The sequence below is a fragment of the Sporosarcina sp. P26b genome (assembly GCF_002743245.1).
In the GTDB taxonomy this organism is placed as follows: domain Bacteria; phylum Bacillota; class Bacilli; order Bacillales_A; family Planococcaceae; genus Sporosarcina; species Sporosarcina ureae_C.
Genome location: NZ_PDYW01000012.1, coordinates 34,535 through 53,823 on the forward strand (window position 1 = coordinate 34,535; position 19,289 = coordinate 53,823).

General features: G+C 43.0%; 19 protein-coding genes. All 19 read left to right on the forward strand.

Annotated elements, in window-relative coordinates:
* The first annotated feature begins 171 nt into the window (after nucleotides 1-171).
* The 19 genes from ispE (at nucleotide 172) to CSV69_RS11345 (ending at nucleotide 19,289) form a co-directional block, all read left to right on the forward strand.
* Nucleotides 172-1,038: a 4-(cytidine 5'-diphospho)-2-C-methyl-D-erythritol kinase gene (gene ispE / locus CSV69_RS11255; protein WP_099693449.1), complete on the forward strand. Its 867-nt coding sequence runs from the start codon at nucleotides 172-174 to the stop codon at nucleotides 1,036-1,038.
* A gap of 58 nt (nucleotides 1,039-1,096) precedes the next feature.
* Nucleotides 1,097-1,939, forward strand: coding sequence for a pur operon repressor (gene purR / locus CSV69_RS11260; RefSeq protein ID WP_085427753.1), 843 nt, complete (start codon nucleotides 1,097-1,099; stop codon nucleotides 1,937-1,939).
* On the forward strand, nucleotides 1,927-2,301 hold the full coding sequence (locus CSV69_RS11265) for a RidA family protein (RefSeq protein WP_085427754.1): 375 nt from the start codon (nucleotides 1,927-1,929) through the stop codon (nucleotides 2,299-2,301). The genes purR and CSV69_RS11265 overlap by 13 nt, the downstream gene beginning before the upstream one ends.
* A 252-nt stretch (nucleotides 2,302-2,553) precedes the next feature.
* Nucleotides 2,554-2,841 carry a septation regulator SpoVG gene (gene spoVG, locus CSV69_RS11270; RefSeq protein WP_085427755.1) on the forward strand — a complete coding sequence of 96 codons (288 nt, stop codon included), beginning with the start codon at nucleotides 2,554-2,556 and terminating at the stop codon, nucleotides 2,839-2,841.
* Between the two features lie 718 nt (nucleotides 2,842-3,559).
* Complete coding sequence (gene glmU / locus CSV69_RS11275) at nucleotides 3,560-4,918, forward strand: bifunctional UDP-N-acetylglucosamine diphosphorylase/glucosamine-1-phosphate N-acetyltransferase GlmU (protein ID WP_085427756.1); 1,359 nt, start codon at nucleotides 3,560-3,562, stop codon at nucleotides 4,916-4,918.
* A gap of 27 nt (nucleotides 4,919-4,945) precedes the next feature.
* The gene (locus tag CSV69_RS11280) at nucleotides 4,946-5,905 is read left to right on the forward strand and encodes a ribose-phosphate diphosphokinase (protein ID WP_085427757.1); all 960 of its coding nucleotides are present in this window, start codon (nucleotides 4,946-4,948) and stop codon (nucleotides 5,903-5,905) included.
* A 70-nt stretch (nucleotides 5,906-5,975) separates the two neighbouring features.
* Nucleotides 5,976-6,605 carry a 50S ribosomal protein L25/general stress protein Ctc gene (locus CSV69_RS11285; protein ID WP_099693450.1) on the forward strand — a complete coding sequence of 210 codons (630 nt, stop codon included), beginning with the start codon at nucleotides 5,976-5,978 and terminating at the stop codon, nucleotides 6,603-6,605.
* Nucleotides 6,606-6,685: 80 nt separating this feature from the next.
* The gene (pth, locus tag CSV69_RS11290; RefSeq protein WP_099693451.1) at nucleotides 6,686-7,252 is read left to right on the forward strand and encodes an aminoacyl-tRNA hydrolase; all 567 of its coding nucleotides are present in this window, start codon (nucleotides 6,686-6,688) and stop codon (nucleotides 7,250-7,252) included.
* A gap of 53 nt (nucleotides 7,253-7,305) precedes the next feature.
* Nucleotides 7,306-7,524 (forward strand): anti-sigma-F factor Fin, encoded by a 219-nt coding sequence (locus CSV69_RS11295; protein WP_085427760.1) that lies wholly within the window; start codon nucleotides 7,306-7,308, stop codon nucleotides 7,522-7,524.
* 103 nt (nucleotides 7,525-7,627) lie between these two features.
* The gene (mfd, locus tag CSV69_RS11300; protein ID WP_099693452.1) at nucleotides 7,628-11,161 is read left to right on the forward strand and encodes a transcription-repair coupling factor; all 3,534 of its coding nucleotides are present in this window, start codon (nucleotides 7,628-7,630) and stop codon (nucleotides 11,159-11,161) included.
* Nucleotides 11,162-11,244: 83 nt separating this feature from the next.
* Nucleotides 11,245-11,781 carry a stage V sporulation protein T gene (spoVT, locus tag CSV69_RS11305; RefSeq protein WP_099693453.1) on the forward strand — a complete coding sequence of 179 codons (537 nt, stop codon included), beginning with the start codon at nucleotides 11,245-11,247 and terminating at the stop codon, nucleotides 11,779-11,781.
* Nucleotides 11,782-12,357: 576 nt separating this feature from the next.
* On the forward strand, nucleotides 12,358-13,563 hold the full coding sequence (locus tag CSV69_RS11310) for an NAD(P)-dependent malic enzyme (protein ID WP_085427763.1): 1,206 nt from the start codon (nucleotides 12,358-12,360) through the stop codon (nucleotides 13,561-13,563).
* Between the two features lie 364 nt (nucleotides 13,564-13,927).
* A complete protein-coding gene (gene ytaF, locus CSV69_RS11315; RefSeq protein ID WP_099693454.1) occupies nucleotides 13,928-14,521 on the forward strand; it encodes a sporulation membrane protein YtaF in 594 nt (197 codons plus the stop codon).
* 46 nt (nucleotides 14,522-14,567) lie between these two features.
* On the forward strand, nucleotides 14,568-16,160 hold the full coding sequence (locus CSV69_RS11320) for a putative polysaccharide biosynthesis protein (RefSeq protein ID WP_099693455.1): 1,593 nt from the start codon (nucleotides 14,568-14,570) through the stop codon (nucleotides 16,158-16,160).
* 5 nt (nucleotides 16,161-16,165) lie between these two features.
* Entirely contained in the window at nucleotides 16,166-17,626 is a 1,461-nt protein-coding gene (gene yabN / locus CSV69_RS11325) for a bifunctional methyltransferase/pyrophosphohydrolase YabN (RefSeq protein WP_099625965.1), read from the forward strand.
* A complete protein-coding gene (locus CSV69_RS11330) occupies nucleotides 17,623-17,913 on the forward strand; it encodes an RNA-binding S4 domain-containing protein (protein ID WP_085132328.1) in 291 nt (96 codons plus the stop codon). The genes yabN and CSV69_RS11330 overlap by 4 nt, the downstream gene beginning before the upstream one ends.
* A 154-nt stretch (nucleotides 17,914-18,067) precedes the next feature.
* Nucleotides 18,068-18,364, forward strand: a complete 297-nt coding sequence (gene yabP, locus CSV69_RS11335) for a sporulation protein YabP (RefSeq protein WP_029054884.1) — start codon at nucleotides 18,068-18,070, stop codon at nucleotides 18,362-18,364.
* On the forward strand, nucleotides 18,361-18,846 hold the full coding sequence (gene yabQ / locus CSV69_RS11340) for a spore cortex biosynthesis protein YabQ (RefSeq protein WP_099693456.1): 486 nt from the start codon (nucleotides 18,361-18,363) through the stop codon (nucleotides 18,844-18,846). The genes yabP and yabQ overlap by 4 nt, the downstream gene beginning before the upstream one ends.
* Before the next feature lie 29 nt (nucleotides 18,847-18,875).
* Nucleotides 18,876-19,289, forward strand: coding sequence for an FtsB family cell division protein (locus CSV69_RS11345; RefSeq protein WP_099625967.1), 414 nt, complete (start codon nucleotides 18,876-18,878; stop codon nucleotides 19,287-19,289).

A 19,289-nucleotide genomic window follows, 5' to 3' on the forward strand; every position in this document is an offset into this window, starting at 1 on the left:
GTTGAACAATCAAGTTGTAGTAAAGCAAATGTCTAATGACTGCCCTATCAAAATTAGAGTAAAGAACCGTGTATTTCTTTGCGGTTCTTTTTTTTATTAATCCTCCTATGTTCTATTCATTCTGTGGTAATATATGAGCAAGAACAATGCTGTGGGGAGGGAGCTTTTATCATGATTTACGAAAAGGCGCCTGCGAAAATCAACTTAACATTAGATGTGTTAAGCAAAAGACCGGATGGCTATCATGATGTCGAAATGATTATGACAACGGTTGATTTGGCAGACCGTATATGGCTTCGTCCAACGACGGATCATACCATTACAATTAAATCGTCTCATCGATTTGTGCCGAATGATCGCAAAAACTTGGCGTATCAGGCAGCGGATTTATTGCGTAAGCGCTATAGCTTGGATTATGGAGTTGAAATTACTCTGGATAAGAATATACCGATTGCCGCTGGACTAGCAGGTGGTAGCTCAGATGCAGCTGCAGCTCTTCGTGGATTGAATCGGCTGTGGAATCTCGGGCTATCACTTGATCAATTAGCGGTGCTTGGTTCCGAAATTGGCTCAGACGTGTCGTTCTGTGTATACGGTGGCACGGCTATTGCAAGGGGACGTGGAGAAGATATCACTCATCTACCAGCTCCACCTAATTGCTGGGTCGTGCTGGCGAAGCCGACAATCGGCGTATCGACAGGCAATATCTATGGTCAGTTGGACTTGTCCTCCATTTCGCATCCCCAAACGGAGCGTATGATGGAAGCTTTGCAGACAAGTGATTATGACAAGATGTGTGCCTCGCTAGGAAATGTACTGGAGCCCGTAACGATGGGTCTCCATAAAGAAGTTGTCATACTTAAAGAACAAATGGAGCGTTTTGGGGCAGATGCTGTTTTAATGAGCGGTAGCGGTCCGACGGTCTTTGGATTAGTGAAGCATGAATCGCGTGTGCCAAGAATTGTCAATGCCTTGAAGGGGTTCTGCCAGGATGTACATGCCGTACGTATGCTTGGTGAACGTATTGTAGTTGATTAATACCGGACGATTATGATAGTCTACTTATAAATCATTCGGATTTAGGAGTCGGTATTATATGAAATGGAAAAGAAGTGAAAGGCTTGTCGATATGACGCGTCATTTGCTGGAAAATCCACACACACTCATTTCTTTGACGTTTTTTTCGAACCGGTATTCAGCTGCCAAGTCCTCAATTAGTGAAGATCTTGGTATTTTGAAAGAGACATTTGAAGAAAGCGGTACGGGTCGTTTAATCACGATATCAGGTGCTGCTGGCGGTATAAAATATATTCCGTTAGTTAGTCGTGAGGAGATAAAGGAAGTCATTCATTCATTAATGAATGAACTTAGAAAGTCAGATCGACTACTTCCAGGTGGTTATTTGTATATGACTGATCTGTTGGGCAATCCCAGGTTTCTCGATCGAATCGGCAAAGTGATTGCGACAGCTTTCTATGATAAAGAAATCGATGCAATTATGACGGTTGCGACAAAGGGCATTCCTATCGCCCACGCGATTGCACGGCATTTGAATGTGCCTGTCATCGTCGTTCGAAGAGATAGTAAAGTGACGGAAGGTTCTACTGTCAGCATTAATTACGTTTCGGGTTCTGCGCGCAGGATTCAGACGATGGTGTTATCCAAGAGAAGTATGCAGAGCGGTCAGAAAGTGTTGTTGACAGATGACTTTATGAAAGTGGGCGGCACGATGCAAGGTATGAAGAGCCTGCTTGAAGAATTCGACTGTGAACTTGGCGGAGTGGCGGTTTTGGTGGAAGCTGAACATCTCGAAGAAGTTCTGGTAGATGATTACCTTTCATTGGTGAAACTGCATGCGGTCGACGAGAAACACCGTAAGATTGAGCTGGAAGAAGGAAATTATTTCACGAGAGGCGGTAATGAGTTATGGAATACGTAAAAACAGAACAAGCTCCACAAGCAATTGGACCGTATTCACAGGCAGTAAAAGTGAACGGAGTAGTGTATACATCTGGACAAATTCCTCTGACGCTTGCTGGGGAAGTAGTAAGCGGCGGAATCGAAGAACAAACGAATCAAGTTCTTCACAACCTAAAAAAAGTACTTGAAGAAGCAGGTTCAAGTTTACAACAAGTCATTAAAACGACAGTATTCATTCAGGATATGAATGAATTCGGAGCGTTAAACGCCATTTATGAAGAACACTTCGGTGAGCATAAACCGGCTCGCTCGACAGTGGAGGTAGCACGACTTCCAAAAGACGTACGAGTGGAAATAGAAGCAATCGCGCTTTGTCAATAATAGAAATTTAAATCCGCCATGATCAGCATAAGATCATGGCGGATTTTTCTCTTTATGGCATAATAATCAGGCTAAAAGTAGCCTGACATTTGAAGTATTATACAAAAGTTTAAAAATTCACAAAAAATTCTATTTTCATTTGATGGGAAAACTAGTATTATAGAATCAGCACAAGTATTATGGTTAAAATGTAATCATGCCAACTAACCTAGAATACGTTCAGTGTCAGTAGACAACAAGGGAGTGGGGAAAATGGAGATCACAGATGTGAGATTACGCAAGGTAGACACGGAAGGTAGAATGAGAGCAATTGCTTCCATTACGCTTAACGATCAATTTGTCATCCATGATATCCGAGTCATCGAGGGGAATGACGGATTATTCGTGGCAATGCCGAGCAAGCGCACACCGGATGGGGAGTTCCGCGATGTGGCGCATCCGATTAATTCGGATGCACGAACGAAGGTACAGGAGTCCATCCTGGCAGCATATCATCAAGTAGGCGAGCAGCAAGGGGAATTGCAAGAGGCTGTTCTATAATTTTATAAAGTAAGACAGCGTTTCCATATGTCGTATCCACAAAAAAGCCATCTATTCGAGTAGATGGCCTTTTTGTTGTTTTGAAATAGTAATGGAAAAGCTAGAAATGGGATAGGGGATGGGATTTTCGTTGCGAGCGGACGCTTTCCCATGGGCTCTCGGTGAGCCAACCAGGTCGCTAGCTCCCTTTTGGTTGTCTCTCCTTTCGAGCTGATCCATCGGGAGTAGACGCTCGCAACGAAAATCCCTGCATTGTAAGTAGATAATACTTATTATTGTCCATAGAAGTTAGGTTTGTATTTTTATGTACTTGAACTTAAACAAGTTAAAAGACAACAATAAATTACACATTACCGCTAGTGAGTGATCTATATCTTTCCGCTATCTATGTAGGATTGAAGCGGAAGCTGGGGCGACTCCGAGTGGATCAGCGTGCGCCTTGAGACCCTGGACGGAGCTGAAAGCGGAGGAAGCGGCTCAAGCCACGCCCACCGGAAAGCGTCCCCAGCTGGAGCTTCAATCCCCTTGTACTCAAAACGTAACTCTCCATTTCAATGACACTTTGGTTAAAACTTTTATTCCTATACCAATATATTCACAAAAAGATTAATAATCATAAAATAAACCTATGTAATTGTCAAGGGGATATGCTTGAAAAAGTCAGTCATTTCCGATATAGTCAATTATGAATTTATCAAATAAGGATGGAGGCTGACAGATGGAAAACACATATGCGATCGTCCTAGCAGCAGGACAGGGCACGCGAATGAAGTCGGATCTTTACAAAGTACTTCATCCAGTCTGTGGCAAGCCGATGGTGGAGCATGTGATCGATCATATTCGTGATCTTCAAGCAGATCGGATTGTCACGATTGTCGGTCACGGCGCTGAAATGGTAGAGCAAACATTGGGCGACAAAAGTGAATACGCCCTGCAGGCAGAACAATTAGGCACTGCCCATGCTGTGCAACAAGCGGAGGCCGTACTTGCAGATCTTGACGGCACCACACTCGTCGTCTGCGGTGATACACCCCTAATCAGCACGGAAACGATGGCAGCACTCCTTGCACACCATCACGAAACAGAAGCGAAGGCAACGATACTTACTGCAATTGCAGATGATCCGACGGGATATGGTCGAATCATCCGCGCAGAGAACGGCGACGTAGTACGGAACGTTGAACATAAGGATACAAATGATGGAGAACGCCTCGTCAAGGAAATCAATACAGGTACGTACTGCTTTGATAATCGTGTGCTATTCGACACTCTGAAAAAAGTGAACAACGATAACGCACAAGGCGAATACTATCTTCCAGACGTATTAGGAATCTTGAAATCTGAAGGGCAGAGAATTTCAGCTTACACGACGCCAGACTTCCATGAAACGCTAGGTGTCAATGATCGTGTAGCATTAGCGAAGGCTGAAAAAGGCATGCGTCAACTGATAGCAGAGAAGCATATGCGTAATGGCGTCACAATCATCAGTCCTGAGCAAACAGTGATTAGTGCAGAAGCTGAAATTGGACGTGACACGATTATACAACCTGGCGTAATCATTGAAGGCGCTACGAAGATCGGTTCACAATGTATCATTGGTCCGAACAGTCACATTCAAAACAGTACGGTGGGCGACCACACGACAGTTCATTCTTCAGTTGTCCGTGATAGCGCTATAGGCAATCAGACGGCAGTTGGGCCATTTGCTCACTTGCGTCCTGAAACACAGCTCGGGGATCATGTGAAAGTTGGAAACTTTGTCGAGGTGAAAAAATCACGACTTGGTGACAGTAGTAAAGTTTCACACCTCAGCTATATAGGAGATACGGAAATAGGCAAGAATGTTAACGTTGGCTGTGGTACGATTACAGTGAATTACGACGGTAAAAACAAACACAAGACAGAGATAGAAGATTATGCCTTCATTGGATGCAATGCCAATTTAGTCGCACCAGTGACGATAGGAAAGAATGCGATTGTGGCAGCGGGATCCACAGTCACAAAAAATGTCCCTGAAAATTCACTTGCAATTGCACGCGTTCGGCAAGAGAATAAAGAAGGATACGTAAAAAACTAATCTTACCCAACCAACAGGAGGGCCATCATGGCAAATCATTATCCAAACGACAAACTGAAAATCTTTTCTTTAACTGCGAATGAACCACTTGCACAAGAAGTAGCAGAGCAAATCGGGCTTCCGCTCGGCAAACTCTCAGTCAAACGTTTTAGTGACGGAGAAATCCAAATCAATATCGATGAAAGCATCCGTGGCTGTGAAGTATTTGTTATTCAATCCACTTCTAATCCGGTCAACGATAATCTAATGGAGCTTCTCATTATGCTAGATGCCTTAATGCGTGCTTCCGCGCGTACGATTAACGTGGTAATGCCATATTACGGCTATGCACGCCAAGACCGTAAAGCGAGTTCACGTGAACCTATCACGGCTAAATTAGTTGCGAACTTACTAGAAAAAGCAGGAGCTGACCGCGTAATTGCAGTAGACTTGCATGCACCACAAATTCAAGGTTTCTTCGACATTCCAATCGATCACTTGATTGCAGAGCCGATCTTAACTGAGTACTTCCAGAGCGAAGGACTAGGGGGCGATGACTTGGTTATCGTTTCACCTGACCACGGCGGTGTAACACGAGCGCGTAAAATGGCTGATCGTATGAAAGCGCCAATTGCGATTATTGATAAGCGTCGTCCACGTCCTAACGTAGCGGAGGTCATGAATATCGTTGGCAATGTAGAAGGAAAGACCGCGATATTGATCGATGATATTATCGATACAGCTGGTACTATCACTATTGCTGCGAGCGCCTTAATTGAAAGTGGAGCCAAAGAAGTGTATGCTTGTTGTTCACACCCTGTTTTATCCGGACCAGCGATTGAGCGCATTAATAATTCTCAAATCAAGCAATTAGTGATTACGAATTCTATTAAGTTGCCGGAAAGTAAACAATCTCCAAAAATCAAACAGCTATCCATTGCGCCATTATTGGCATCTGCAATTATTCGTGTGTTTGAGAACAAATCTGTAAGTACATTATTTGAGTGATGACAAGTTAACACTTGTCTTCTGATATTAAAAATCCAAAAAATTCATGATAGGATAGGTGACTTGACAAATGAGCACAATTCAGTCGAAATCAAGAGAAACTGACAAGAAAACAGTAAGCGAATTACGAAAAAACGGATGGATTCCTTCCGTAGTTTATGGTTATAATACGGAAAGCACACCAATCGCAGTAAAAGAACGCGATCTTCTAGACACACTTCGTGAAACAGGAAGAAATGGCGTAATCAAATTGACTGTTGAAGATAAAGATGTAAACGTTGTACTAAACGATTACCAGTCTGACGTATTGACTGGTTTCCTTACACACGCTGACTTCTTAGCGATCAACATGACAGAAGAGCTTGAAGTAGACGTAGCAATCAACTTAGTTGGAACTGCTCCAGGTGAAAAAGAAGGCGGAACTGTTCAACAGCCAGTATGGGAAGTTACAATCCGCGTAAAACCTTCTGATATTCCTGATCATATCGACGTTGATGTTTCTGAACTTCAAATCGGAGAAACGATTCTTGTTAGCGATATCCGCGACAAAGTGAAGTTTGAAATCCTAACTGAAGATGAAGTAGGATTAGTAACAATCTCTGCACCACGTACTGAAGCTGAACTAGAAGCATTGGATGAAGCTACTGAAAGCACTGAAGCAGAGCCGGAAGTAATCGGTGAAGATAAAGAAGAAAAATAAGTTACAAAATGGGCGCACGAGTGTAAACCGTGCGCTCCTTTTCTATGTATATATATCGTTTAGAAAAGGAAGAGAAAAACATGAAATTACTAATTGGTCTCGGAAATCCCGGGAAGAACTATGAAAACACGCGTCACAATGTTGGATTTCAAGTCATTGATGAATTAGCTAAACGCTTTCAAGCACCAGCGTTCCAGCAAAAGTTTAATGGGCTATTTACAACCGTCCATACGTCTGAAGGAAAAGTGGTTTTACTGAAGCCGATGACGTATATGAACTTGTCTGGAGAATGCGTTCGCCCTTTAGCGGATTATTTTGAAGTGAATGATGAAGAAATTGTTGTGTTATACGATGATTTAGATTTACCTGCAGGAAAGATTCGACTTCGACAAAAAGGAAGTGCTGGCGGCCACAATGGCATGAAATCGCTCATTGCACACCTAGGCACGTCTGAATTCAATCGTATCCGTATCGGTGTTGACCGTCCGACTGGCGGTATGAAAGTTGCTGACTATGTATTATCCCCGTTTAGCAAAGACGAGCAGCCATTGATTGAAGATGCGATACAAAAAAGTGCAGATGCTTGTGAAGAATGGACGACAAAAAAGACACCATTCCTCGAAGTGATGAATAAATTTAACGGATAAGCATAATACGGACACTCTTTGCCTATACTTTGAAAAAGGAAGGTGAAGAGAGTATGATCCGTTATTCTTGCAATCACTGCCAGACGGAAATGGGTTCCATTCCATTTGAATCGGCCAAGGAAACTATTAGTCAGTTAGACGACGCAGATAAAAGTTCATATTTATCCGTAGATCCGGATGGTGGCTTGCACATACGATGTATTTGTGAACACTGCGAGCAATCATTGCAGACGTTCCCGGATTATTACACCTTAAAGAAATGGTTACAATAAGTAACAGATGCTTTGGCGCTGATTGCCAAAGCTTTTTGTGCATAAAGTATTCTGAACGACATAAATAGATGCACTAATTTAATAGATAAGGAGGAGGAGTCGAGTGGGAGTAATAGAACAACTTTTTCTGGAAGAGAAAGAGATTCAAGGCTTGCTGAACGATTTGGAAGATGGACAGGATCAGCAGTTGATTACAGGTCTTTCAGGTGGTTCCAAAGCGATTTTCTTTAAATTAATTCAGCAGTCACTGACACGTCCTGTCTTGATCGTCTCACCCAATATGCTGCAGGCACAACGAACATATGAAGATTTAAGTAAATTGGTTAGTGATGAGCATATTCACTTGTATACAGCGGAAGAATTAGTTGCCGCAGACTTTTCATTCGCTAGTTATGAACTGCGTGCAGGTAGGATTGACACGTTAGATCACATGGCGCGTACAGGCAGTGGTATATATATCACACCAGTTGCGGGCTTGCGCAAGTTATTGCCGTCAAAGGAGCGCTGGTTGGCGCACTATGTAACGGCTACGACAGATGAAGAGATTGATATAGGGATTTGGCTCGAGAAGCTGGTATCCATGGGCTATATACGAAAAGACCTGGTGAGTGCACCGGGTGAATTTGCGTTGCGTGGTGGAATATTAGACGTCTATCCGCTGACGATGGCAGAACCTGTACGTATTGAGTTATTCGATACGACGATTGATTCGATCCGAACATTTTCGGCAGAAGATCAGCGTTCTACAGGTAAATTGAATTCAATTACTTTGTTACCAGCGACCGAATTTATCTGGACACCTGATGAATTACAACAAGTTTCACAAAAAGTGGAGCAAGCGTTGGGCGAAAGTTTAACTAAAATTAAAAGTGAAGAATTGCAACAGCAATTATTGATGACGATTATGCAAGATATAGGCATGATGAAAGATGGTATTGTGCCAGAAGCGATGAAGAAATACGCGTCATTTTCCTCTGAAGCAAGTGCGATGTTAACTGATTACTTGCCGACAAACGGTCTTATCATTTTTGATGAATTGGGCCGCATACAAGAATCGGTGGCTACGTTGGAGTCAGAAGAGCAGGAGTATCAGCTTTCGATGCTTGAAGACGGGAAAATGCTACATGATACGAAACTAGCGTGGAAATACGAACAAGTTCTTGAGGGTATTAAGCAGCAACGATTCTATTTATCATTATTTACCCGTGCGGTACCTGGATTTACTATTAAGAAATCTATTTCAATTTCTTGTAAGCCAATGCAACAATTCCATAGCCAGATGCCACTGCTGAAAAGTGAAATAGAACGTTGGAAGCAAGGTAAATATAACGTCTTTCTATTAGCTTCTTCAAATGAAAGAATGCATACGATCCAAGAGATTTTACGAGAGTATGATATAGAAGCAGTAATAGATGGTAAGCCTAGTAAAGAAGGTATGTTGTCGATTATAGAAGGGGATTTGTCTGCGGGATTTGAATTGCCGTTTCAGAAACTTGCGGTTATTACAGACGCAGAACTGTTTACAGGCAAGCCGAAACGTAAAGCACGAGCCCCTAAACTAACGAACGCGGAGCGGATCAAAAGTTACTCGGAAATCAAGCCAGGCGACTATATCGTCCACGTTCATCACGGTATTGGGAAATATTATGGCGTCGTTACACTTGATGTCAAAGGCATCCAGAAAGACTATTTAGATATTCGTTACCGCGGTGAAGATAAACTCTTTGTTCCTGCTGATCAGATTGATTTAATTCAAAAGTATGTCGCTTCCGGTGAAAAAGAGCCAAAGCTACATAAACTTGGCGGTACCGATTGGGTTAAAACAAAGCGCAAAGTGACAGCAGCCATACAAGATATTGCAGATGACTTGATCAAGTTGTACGCAAGGCGAGAAGCAGAAAAAGGATTTGCTTTTGGTGAAGACGATGATTTGCAACGTTCATTTGAAAATGCTTTCCCATATGAAGAAACGCAAGACCAGTTACAATCCATTGACGAAATCAAGAAAGATATGGAACGTATACGACCAATGGATCGACTGTTATGTGGGGATGTAGGGTATGGAAAAACGGAAGTTGCGATCCGTGCTGCATTTAAAGCGGTAACGAACGGTAAACAAGTGGCCTTTTTGGTTCCCACTACTATTTTGGCACAGCAACATTTCGAAACGATGAAAGAACGTTTCGCAGATTATCCTGTAACCGTTTCATTACTTAATCGTTTTCGCACGAAGAAAGAACAAGATGAAACGATCAAAGGACTGAAAGCGGGAACTGTCGATATTGTGATCGGAACACATCGATTATTGTCAAAAGACGTAGTGTATCAAGATCTTGGGCTTCTCGTTGTCGATGAAGAGCAACGTTTTGGTGTAACACATAAAGAAAAGTTGAAGCAGTTGAAAAATAACGTAGACGTCTTGACATTGACTGCTACACCGATCCCAAGGACTTTGCATATGTCGATGATGGGCGTACGTGACTTGTCTGTCATTGAAACACCACCAGCCAATCGCTTCCCTGTCCAGACATATGTCATGGAACATAACGGTGGTTTGGTACGAGAAGCAATTGAGCGAGAGATGGGCCGCGGCGGACAGGTCTTCTATTTATATAATCGCGTAGAAGATATGGATCGCAAAGTGCAGGAAATCCGTGACTTGGTACCTGAAGCGCGTATTGCCTCTGCACACGGTCGTATGGGGGAAGCTGCCCTGGAAGCGGTGATTTTGAGTTTCCTTGAAGGGGAATTCGATGTGCTTGTTACGACAACCATCATTGAAACAGGAATCGACATCCCGAACGTCAATACGTTGATTGTTCATGACGCGGATCGGATGGGGCTATCACAGCTCTATCAATTGCGTGGACGGGTCGGCCGTTCAAACCGTGTAGCATACAGCTATATGCTCTATCAGCGTGATAAAGTGTTGACTGAAGTCGCGGAAAATCGCTTGCAGGCAATTAAAGAGTTCACTGAACTTGGATCTGGCTTTAAAATTGCGATGCGTGATCTATCCATTCGGGGGGCAGGAAATTTACTTGGCTCACAGCAACATGGATTTATTGATTCAGTCGGTTTCGATTTGTATTCGCAATTGCTACAGGAAGCGATAGAAGAAAGACAGACCGGTGTTGTCAAAGAAGACAAAGTGGATGTCGAAATTTCCTTGCCTATTAATGCATACTTGCCTGAAACATACATTCAAGATGGTTATCAAAAAATCCAAATGTATAAACGCGTAAAAGCGATTACGGACGATGAGGATTACTTGGAGCTCGTCGACGAGATGATCGATCGCTTTGGCGATATGCCATTTGAAGCTGACCTATTGCTACGCGTTGGACGCATGAAGGCTTGGGGACGTGATGCTGGCGTGGTCTCCATCAAAAATGTGCAAGGTATAGTAGAAATTCGTTTATCTGAAGAAGGAACAGCTCGTGCTGACGGCGCAAAACTGATGGAACGCTCGTTGAAGTTTGGCCATGCGGTTGGACTAACGATTGATAACGGACAAATTACTGTAACCGTGAATGAAAAGAAGTCCAATCAGTTCACAGAGTTCGATATGGTTGAAGATATGGTACACACGATGCAGGAAACGGCAAAGGAAGTTGAATCTTCGGATGCCTTGTAACACCTTGATTGCATAAAATGACCAATGTTGATGCATACTACTCTCAGAAATACATTTCATTTCGAGAAAGTGAGGCATTATACATGAAAGCAACGGGTATTGTCCGCAGAATTGATGACTTGGGTAGAGTTGTGATACCAAAAGAAATTAGAAGGACACTTCGCATTCGTGAAGGTGACCCTTTGGAAATATTCACCGATCGTGAAGGGGAAGTCATATTAAAGAAGTATTCACCTATATCAGAGCTTGGTGAATTTGCTGTGGAATATGCGGAATCACTTTACGAAACAATTGGTACGCCGGCGTTGATCAGTGACCGTGACGAGATGCTCGCGGTGGCGGGTCTTGCCAAGAAAGATTATATGAACCGCCAATTGTCACCCATTTGTGATGAGATTCTTAATGGTAGGACCACTATCATGGAAAAACACGAAAAGACGGTCGAATGGGTGCCCGGTCAAGTGGAGCAGGTTAAATCCTATTGTATAGCACCAATTATTACAAATGGTGATGCAATAGGCGCGATCTATTTGCTGTCAAAGGTTCACTTTGTTGGTGAGGTTGAACAAAAGGCTGCAGAGACGGCAGCCAACTTCTTGGCAAAACAAATGGAAAACTAAGCGAGTTTGATAAATGTGTAAAATTTTTAATGGAAACTCACAGTAGATGCATCTACCGTGAGTTTTTTTATCGTCTAATTTATTGTTGGTTGAATGTTTTACATTATTTATAGATTGAGAGTACGTATAGGGTGGTCACAATACCTATAATATATTAATGAAATATTGAAAACAATCGCATAAAAAACCTACATTACCCCAAATATATCTTCCGAAAGCTTCAATTTTTTTCTTCATTTAAAAAGTGAAATACTTCACATACTGACTGTATAATTCCGTTTTTAAGTATAAAATTTTTACGTGAAGGATTTCACAAAACCGCTTAGTGAAGGGCTTCACAAGCCATAAAATCAAAAGTGAAAAGTTTCACATACTACTAAAAAGTGCAAATGTCAAAACTTTTTTAACTTTTTTTAAAACCAGTATAAAACCTTTGACAAAGGGAATGTAACCGCTTACGAATTTTCAATTTTTTGATTTGAAAGAATATTGATGCTTGTAATTGGTTTGCGTTTGCGCTTATAATCACTACCAACACGAAGGAACAATAAAAAACCGGACAGGGAGAGCGATATTATGAACAGGAAGTATAAATCTTCTTTACACATGCATCAAATTCACAATGGAAAAATGGAAGTCGTTTCGAAAGTACCGTTAGAGAATAAAGAGGATTTGAGTTTGGCGTACTCGCCAGGAGTGGCTGAACCATGTGTAGAGATCGCTCACGACCCATCACTAGCGTATGAATATACAATTAAGGGGAATTTAGTTGCAGTTGTAACAGATGGAACGGCTGTACTTGGTTTAGGAGATATCGGCCCTGAGGCTGCTTTACCGGTAATGGAAGGAAAAGCACTATTGCTGAAGCAATTTGCAGGGATCGATGCATTCCCTATATGTCTGGATACAAAAGATGTGGATGAAATCGTTAATATTGTAAAAGCAATTAGCCCAACATTTGGTGCGGTAAATCTGGAAGATATCTCTGCTCCCCGTTGTTTCGAAATTGAACGTAGATTGCGTGAAGAATGTAGTATTCCAATTTTCCATGACGATCAACATGGCACAGCGATCGTAGTAGGAGCTGGATTGCTTAACGCATTGAAAGTAGTGGGGAAACTAAAAGAAGAAGTTAAAATCGTCTTGAACGGTGCCGGTGCCGCTGGAGTGGCGATTACAAAACTATTGTTGAGTATGGGCTTCGAAAACATTATTATGTGTGATTCAAAAGGAATTATTTATGAAGGCCGAGAGAACGCAATGAATAGTGTGAAGCATGAAATGTCACGCGTCACGAATCGAGAGAAGATTGAAGGTTCATTAGCAGACGCAATGAAAGGTGCAGACATTTTCGTTGGTGTATCCGTTGCAAACTTGCTAACGAAGGAATTGATTGCGCTAATGAATACGGATCCAATCGTATTTGGTCTTGCGAATCCAATGCCTGAGTTGAAGCCTGAGTTGGCTGAAGAATACGGTGTGCGCATTATTGCAACAGGCCGTTCCGATTATCCTAACCAAGTCAACAACGTCTTGGCATTCCCAGGAATATTCCGTGGAGCACTAGACGTTAGAGCGACGGAAATCAATGAAGAGATGAAGCTCGCAGCAACGTACGCGATTGCGGATTTGATCAAGGATGAAGATCTACGTGATGATTACATCATTCCGGATCCATTTGATGATCGTATTCCAACAATTGTTGCACATGCGGTAGGTAAAGCCGCCATGCGCTCAGGTGTATCCGTTGCAAAGGAACTGATTTTGCCCACACCCAGATGAAGATGAATAATGACCCGTCTTTCCTAACAAGTATAGGGAAGACGTTTTTTTATGGAGTGAGTGGATGAAAAGGATAGAGCGATGTTCGACTTTCGGGCTGAACTCTTTATCGAAGGCTTCCGAATTACTGATAACAGTCGGGCGCTCATTAATTCCTGCAACTGCTCATAGTTCATAGTTAGCCGCTCTATGGCGCCCGACTTCCGCTCTATCTACATGCGCGAGTGCTCTATCGTACTCCCTAAGCGATCATAAACACTGTGCAACCGCTCTAAGGTTTGTTCCTCTATGCGCCTAGCGCACACACGCCGGCCTCGTTGTGCACGTATAGTATGATAAAACCAAATAGGCTGGAGGGAGCGGAATGACTTGGCTACTGATCATAGGCTTTGCAATTTCATCTAGTATCGACAACTTTGGAGTCGGACTTTCTTACGGTGTACAGCGAGTTCGAATTCCACCCACTTCAAATGCACTCATTGCGGCAATTTGTTTCATTTTCAGTTTAATCGGCATCGTCTCAGGCGCATGGTTAGCTGTATTGTTACCAGGAATATTGCCTGATCTCATAGCGTTTGCTGTGCTCAGCACCATCGGAATACGCATCATGGTGATCGCATTTCGTCAACAGAGAAAACATCAAGCGAATGTGTTTAGTGAACCCGAAAAAATGGACTTTGACGGTTCTTCGCATATTAGTCTGGGTGAAGCTTTGTTACTTGGGATTGCGCTTTCCGCGAACGCTTTGACGAACGGAGTGGGTGCGGGGCTTTTGGCATTATCACCGTTAGCTATCGCGCTGTCGGCGGCTGTGGGTAGTTACATCACATTATCGATTGGTGTAGGATTGGGCGCAAAACTGGCAGGTGTGCAAATTGGCAAGATGTCAGTTGGCCAGTTCGGGACATTCATGAGTGGTGTCATTATTTTATTGATTGCGGTCACACGCCTATTCTAATGAAATGGTATACTAGGAACCATCATCAAATGAAAGAGGCGCATATATGGCGTTGACTAAATGGAATATGAAGTCGTTTATGAAGGGTGCGTCGATTCTGACGATTGCCGCCGTCATTGTCAAAGTGCTGAGCGCGGTCTATCGAGTCCCTTTTCAAAACTTAGTTGGAGATAAAGGTTTTTATATTTATCAGCAAGTGTATCCGTTTATCGGAATATTTATTGTATGGACATCTTCAGGTTTTGCTGTCGCAGTCTCTAAAATGCTCGCAGAGAGTAAAGGTCCTGGAGAGTCACGCGGAATTTTACGAATATCGCTCGCTTATCTTCTCGCGTTATCAGTAGGGATTTTTCTATTGTTACGATCGGGATCATTTTTCTTCGCTGATTTAATGGGAGACCCTGCTTTGGCGCCTGTTTTGCAGACTGGAGCGTACATCGTGCTCGTGTTGCCATTCCTTGCTGTGCTGAAGGGCGTCTTTCAATCAGAGGGGCAAATGATACCTGTAGCCATCTCGAATGTCTCAGAGCAGCTGTTCAGGGTTGTGATCGTGTTGGCAGGTACGTGGATTGCGTTGCGTGCAGGATCTTCGCTTTATAAAGTAGGAGAAATTACGATGTGGGCCGCAGTGGCAGGAGAAGCGGTAGGTGTATTGATTCTAACAAGGTTCTTTCTACAGCGGGAGCGTATGGCGATAGCGACTGTAAAGCCGTGGCGGGTAATTAAAGATCTGACCAAAATCAGCATTGGTGTCAGTGCGAGTTCATTAATTTTATTGGTGTTTCAGTTAGTGGATTCTTTCACGATCTATAATGCATTAGTCGAGGCTGGTGTGATGAGTGAGACTGCCATGGAAATGAAAGGCGTCTATGACCGAGGACAGCCGCTTGCGCAAATGGGTATTTTACTTGCTTCTACATTAGCGTTAGCACTTGTTCCTTTAATTGCGCATCACGCATCCAAAAGGGACGGAAAAGGTGCATTGCCGTTTATAAGTCTGACATTCAGGACATCTATTTTATTCGGGTGGGCTGCGACAATAGGATTGGTTCTGGTACTGCCTTTCGTCAATGAAATGCTTTTCCAGACGCGAACAGGCTCTGTCGCGCTGATCATCTTCTGCATCCAGATCTTCTGGTTGTCGATTATTTTACCACTAACCGCTATTCTTCAAGGAAGCGGAAAAGTACGAGCGCCGTTATTACTCATGTTGCTTGGCATCGCAATCAAACTAACGACTACACCATGGATGGTACGACGATATGGAATTGAAGGTGCAGCCGCATCAGGTGCCATCGCGTTTGCGATCGTTGCCGTGTTATTGATCATCTATTTCAAAAGGTTTTGGAAGTTCCCGTTAGCACCGCGCCGTTTTTACGCCGTGTTGCTTATTGCAGGTGTGGCCATGACAGGAGTACTGATTCCGTGGATGTTCACCGCTGACTATTGGCTATTTGCTGGCCTGTCACCACGTATTAGCTCAACATTAACAGCCGTATCAGCTGTCGCAATTGGAGCGATCATATTTCTTTTCGTCGTCTTGAAATCACGTATAATGAAAGAAAAAGAGTGGTATTTACTACCTTTCGGAAAACGATTGGCGACTGCTCAACTATGGCTAACTAAAAATAGAAGGTGAATGATATGAATAAAATAACTGTGATCGGACTGGGCGCAAGTGATTTGGAACAATTGTCACTTGGCACGTATCGCCTATTAAAAGAAGCGGACCATCTTTACATTCGGACGGAAGAGCATCCCGTCGTTGCGGAGTTGCGTTTAGAAGGGGTAGAAATGGAAAGCTTCGATTCAATTTATGAAGCGAATGATTCATTTGAAGCCGTCTATCAGCAAATCGTCGACAAACTTCTTGAAATGAGTGCGCATCAGCCAATTACATACGCTGTGCCAGGACACCCGCTTGTGGCGGAACGTACAGTTCAACTATTAATTGAAAAAGAACGTACAGGTGAAATTGAACTTCATATCGCGGGGGGCAGCAGCTTTCTTGACCCGATTTTCACGGCACTCCGTATCGATCCAATCGAAGGGTTTCAGCTACTAGATGGCACGGACTTGAAACGTGATGATGTACGCATGGATCAGCACGTATTAATTGGACAAGTCTACGATGCATTCATTGCATCGGACGTGAAATTGTCTTTGATGGAGAAGTACCCTGACCATCATGTTGTGACCATTGTTACATCAGCGGGTTCCCAAGATGAAAAACTGACTGAAGTACCGTTGTTCGAGCTTGATCGCACAGTGACATTGAATAACTTGACGACAGTTTATGTACCACCCATTCTGGATAATGAACAGCGACTAAAAGAGTGGAGTTCATTCAGAGAGATCATTGCCATTTTGCGTGGACCGGATGGTTGTCCTTGGGATCGCGAGCAAACGCATGAATCATTGAAGCGTTATTTAATCGAAGAATCCTTTGAGTTGATTCAGGCGATTGATGAAGAAGATGATGACGCGATCATCGAAGAGCTAGGAGATGTATTACTACAAGTCTTCCTTCATGCGCAAATCGGCGAAGATAATGGCTATTTTGCGATGGAAGACGTACTTGAAACAGTCGCGGCTAAAATGATTCGTCGCCATCCACATGTATTTGCGCAAGCTAAAGCTGACACTACAGGTGAAGTGTTAAAGAACTGGCAAGCGATCAAGGACCAAGAGAAACCGCAAACATCTACGTTGTTAGAAGGACAAGAACGATTGGCATCCTCTTTGCTGACATCTTATAATTATCAAAAGACCGCAGCCAAAGTAGGATTCGACTGGCCTTCTATAGAAGGAGCTTTCGACAAGTTCCAAGAAGAGTGGCAAGAGTTTCAGGAAGAAGTGCATAACGGCGGAGTGGAGCAACAACTGGACGAGCTAGGAGATGTCCTATTCACTATCGTCAACATCGCAAGATTCCTCAAGATCTCACCAGAAGAAGCGATGTGGCATACCAATAAAAAGTTCAAATCCCGTTTTCAATTTGTGGAGCAGTCCGTTAAACAAGGAAGCGGCAGTTTTGAAGACTATACATTAGAGGAACTTGAAGAGTTCTGGCAACAGGCCAAACGAAAGGAAGAATCCAAATGAGACTAGATAAATTTCTTAAAGTATCTCGCTTTATCAAACGCCGTACACTCGCAAAGCAAGTAGCGGACCAAGGGAGAATTACGATTAACGGAAAAGTAGCCAAAGCTTCATCAGTCGTCAAACCGGGGGACGAGCTATCCATCCGTTTCGGTCAGAAAATTGTCAATGCTACAGTTAATGAGCTGAAGGCGTCTACTAAGAAAGAGGACGCGGCAGGTATGTACACGATCACAAGTGAAGAACGCTTGGAGAAAGTGGAGCCTGAATTTGTAGACGACGAAAATTAAAACTAATTAACGAAGAGACAGCCTGTAGTCGGGTTGTCTTTTTTTAATAGCTAGACTAGGAAATGGGATTTGTACTTCAATTAAAAACAGCTTGTCATGTTTGGCCAAGCCCCTGCATATGATATGGGGAACGTACTAGAGAAGGGGGACGCATATGCAGATTCAAACAGACAGCTCGATGTATACTATTCCATCAGGAGACCACGTAGTGACGATGCGCAATCGCAAAAGAATGGACCTCACATCCGTGAAAACGATCGACCGCTTTGATCAGGAGGAATTTCTCGTTAGAACATCGCTTGGCGTACTGCAAATCCGTGGGGAGGAACTGCGTATTGTACATCTAGATGTGGACAAGGGCTTGCTAACACTTGAAGGCACAGTCCAAACTTTGCAATACGACGACGAAGAAGCAGGCTCACGCAATTTCCTCCATAAACTATTCGGATGAGCCTATCCATCCAGTTCTTCAGTCTGTTGGCGATGATCGGGACAGGGATTGCTGGTGGAATTGTAATGGATTTATTCGGAACGATTGTCGCCGCGTGCGATAAACGTTCGTTCATTAGAAGATGGGCATTCTGGCTTGAGTGCATCATCTGGATTATGTTAGGGATTGGAGCCTTTTTGGTATTACTTATGGTACGTGACGGGGCATGGAGAATGTATGACCCCGTTGCCCAGGTCAGTGGCTTGTTATTGTACGCTGCCATCTTCCATCGTCCTGTCAGATTCGTAGGTAGACTACTGTTACTTGTGGTGCTTAGGCCGATTTGGCTCATCATTCGTCTTGTCTACCTGACGATTCAACGTATTGTCTATGTAATAGTCTCTATTTTGTCACTAATCATGTCTCCATTCACACGATTAATAAAGAACATAGGGAAATACCTTCAAAAAAAATGCAGAGTACTATATAATAGAGTGCAATAGTAGAATTACGCCAGAAAGGTGTGTGCGCCATGAAAAAAACACAGAAGCCCTCAACTAAGAATGTAACATCGATCGATACAGACTATGTGCGCTCCATGCAAAAAAAAGAAAATTTTAAAAAAGCACAACAAAAACGTCTGCGTAATCGACTAGCTGTATTTTTTGTTATCGTCTGTGTAGTTGCTGGAAGTTTATTCAATATGAATGCTGGACAGAAAGAAATTCTGGCTGCCAAACATAAGGAAAAAGAACAAGCAACGGCTATACTAGAGGATTTGAAGGAACAGCAAGACCAACTGAATACGCAATTAATTCGTTTGGATGATGATGAGTATATTGCTAAACTTGCACGCAAGGAATACTTTCTTTCTGAGTCCAATGAGATCATTTTTTCCATTCCAGATAAGAAAAAAGTTTCTGAAAAAGAGTCCGAAAAAGAGTAG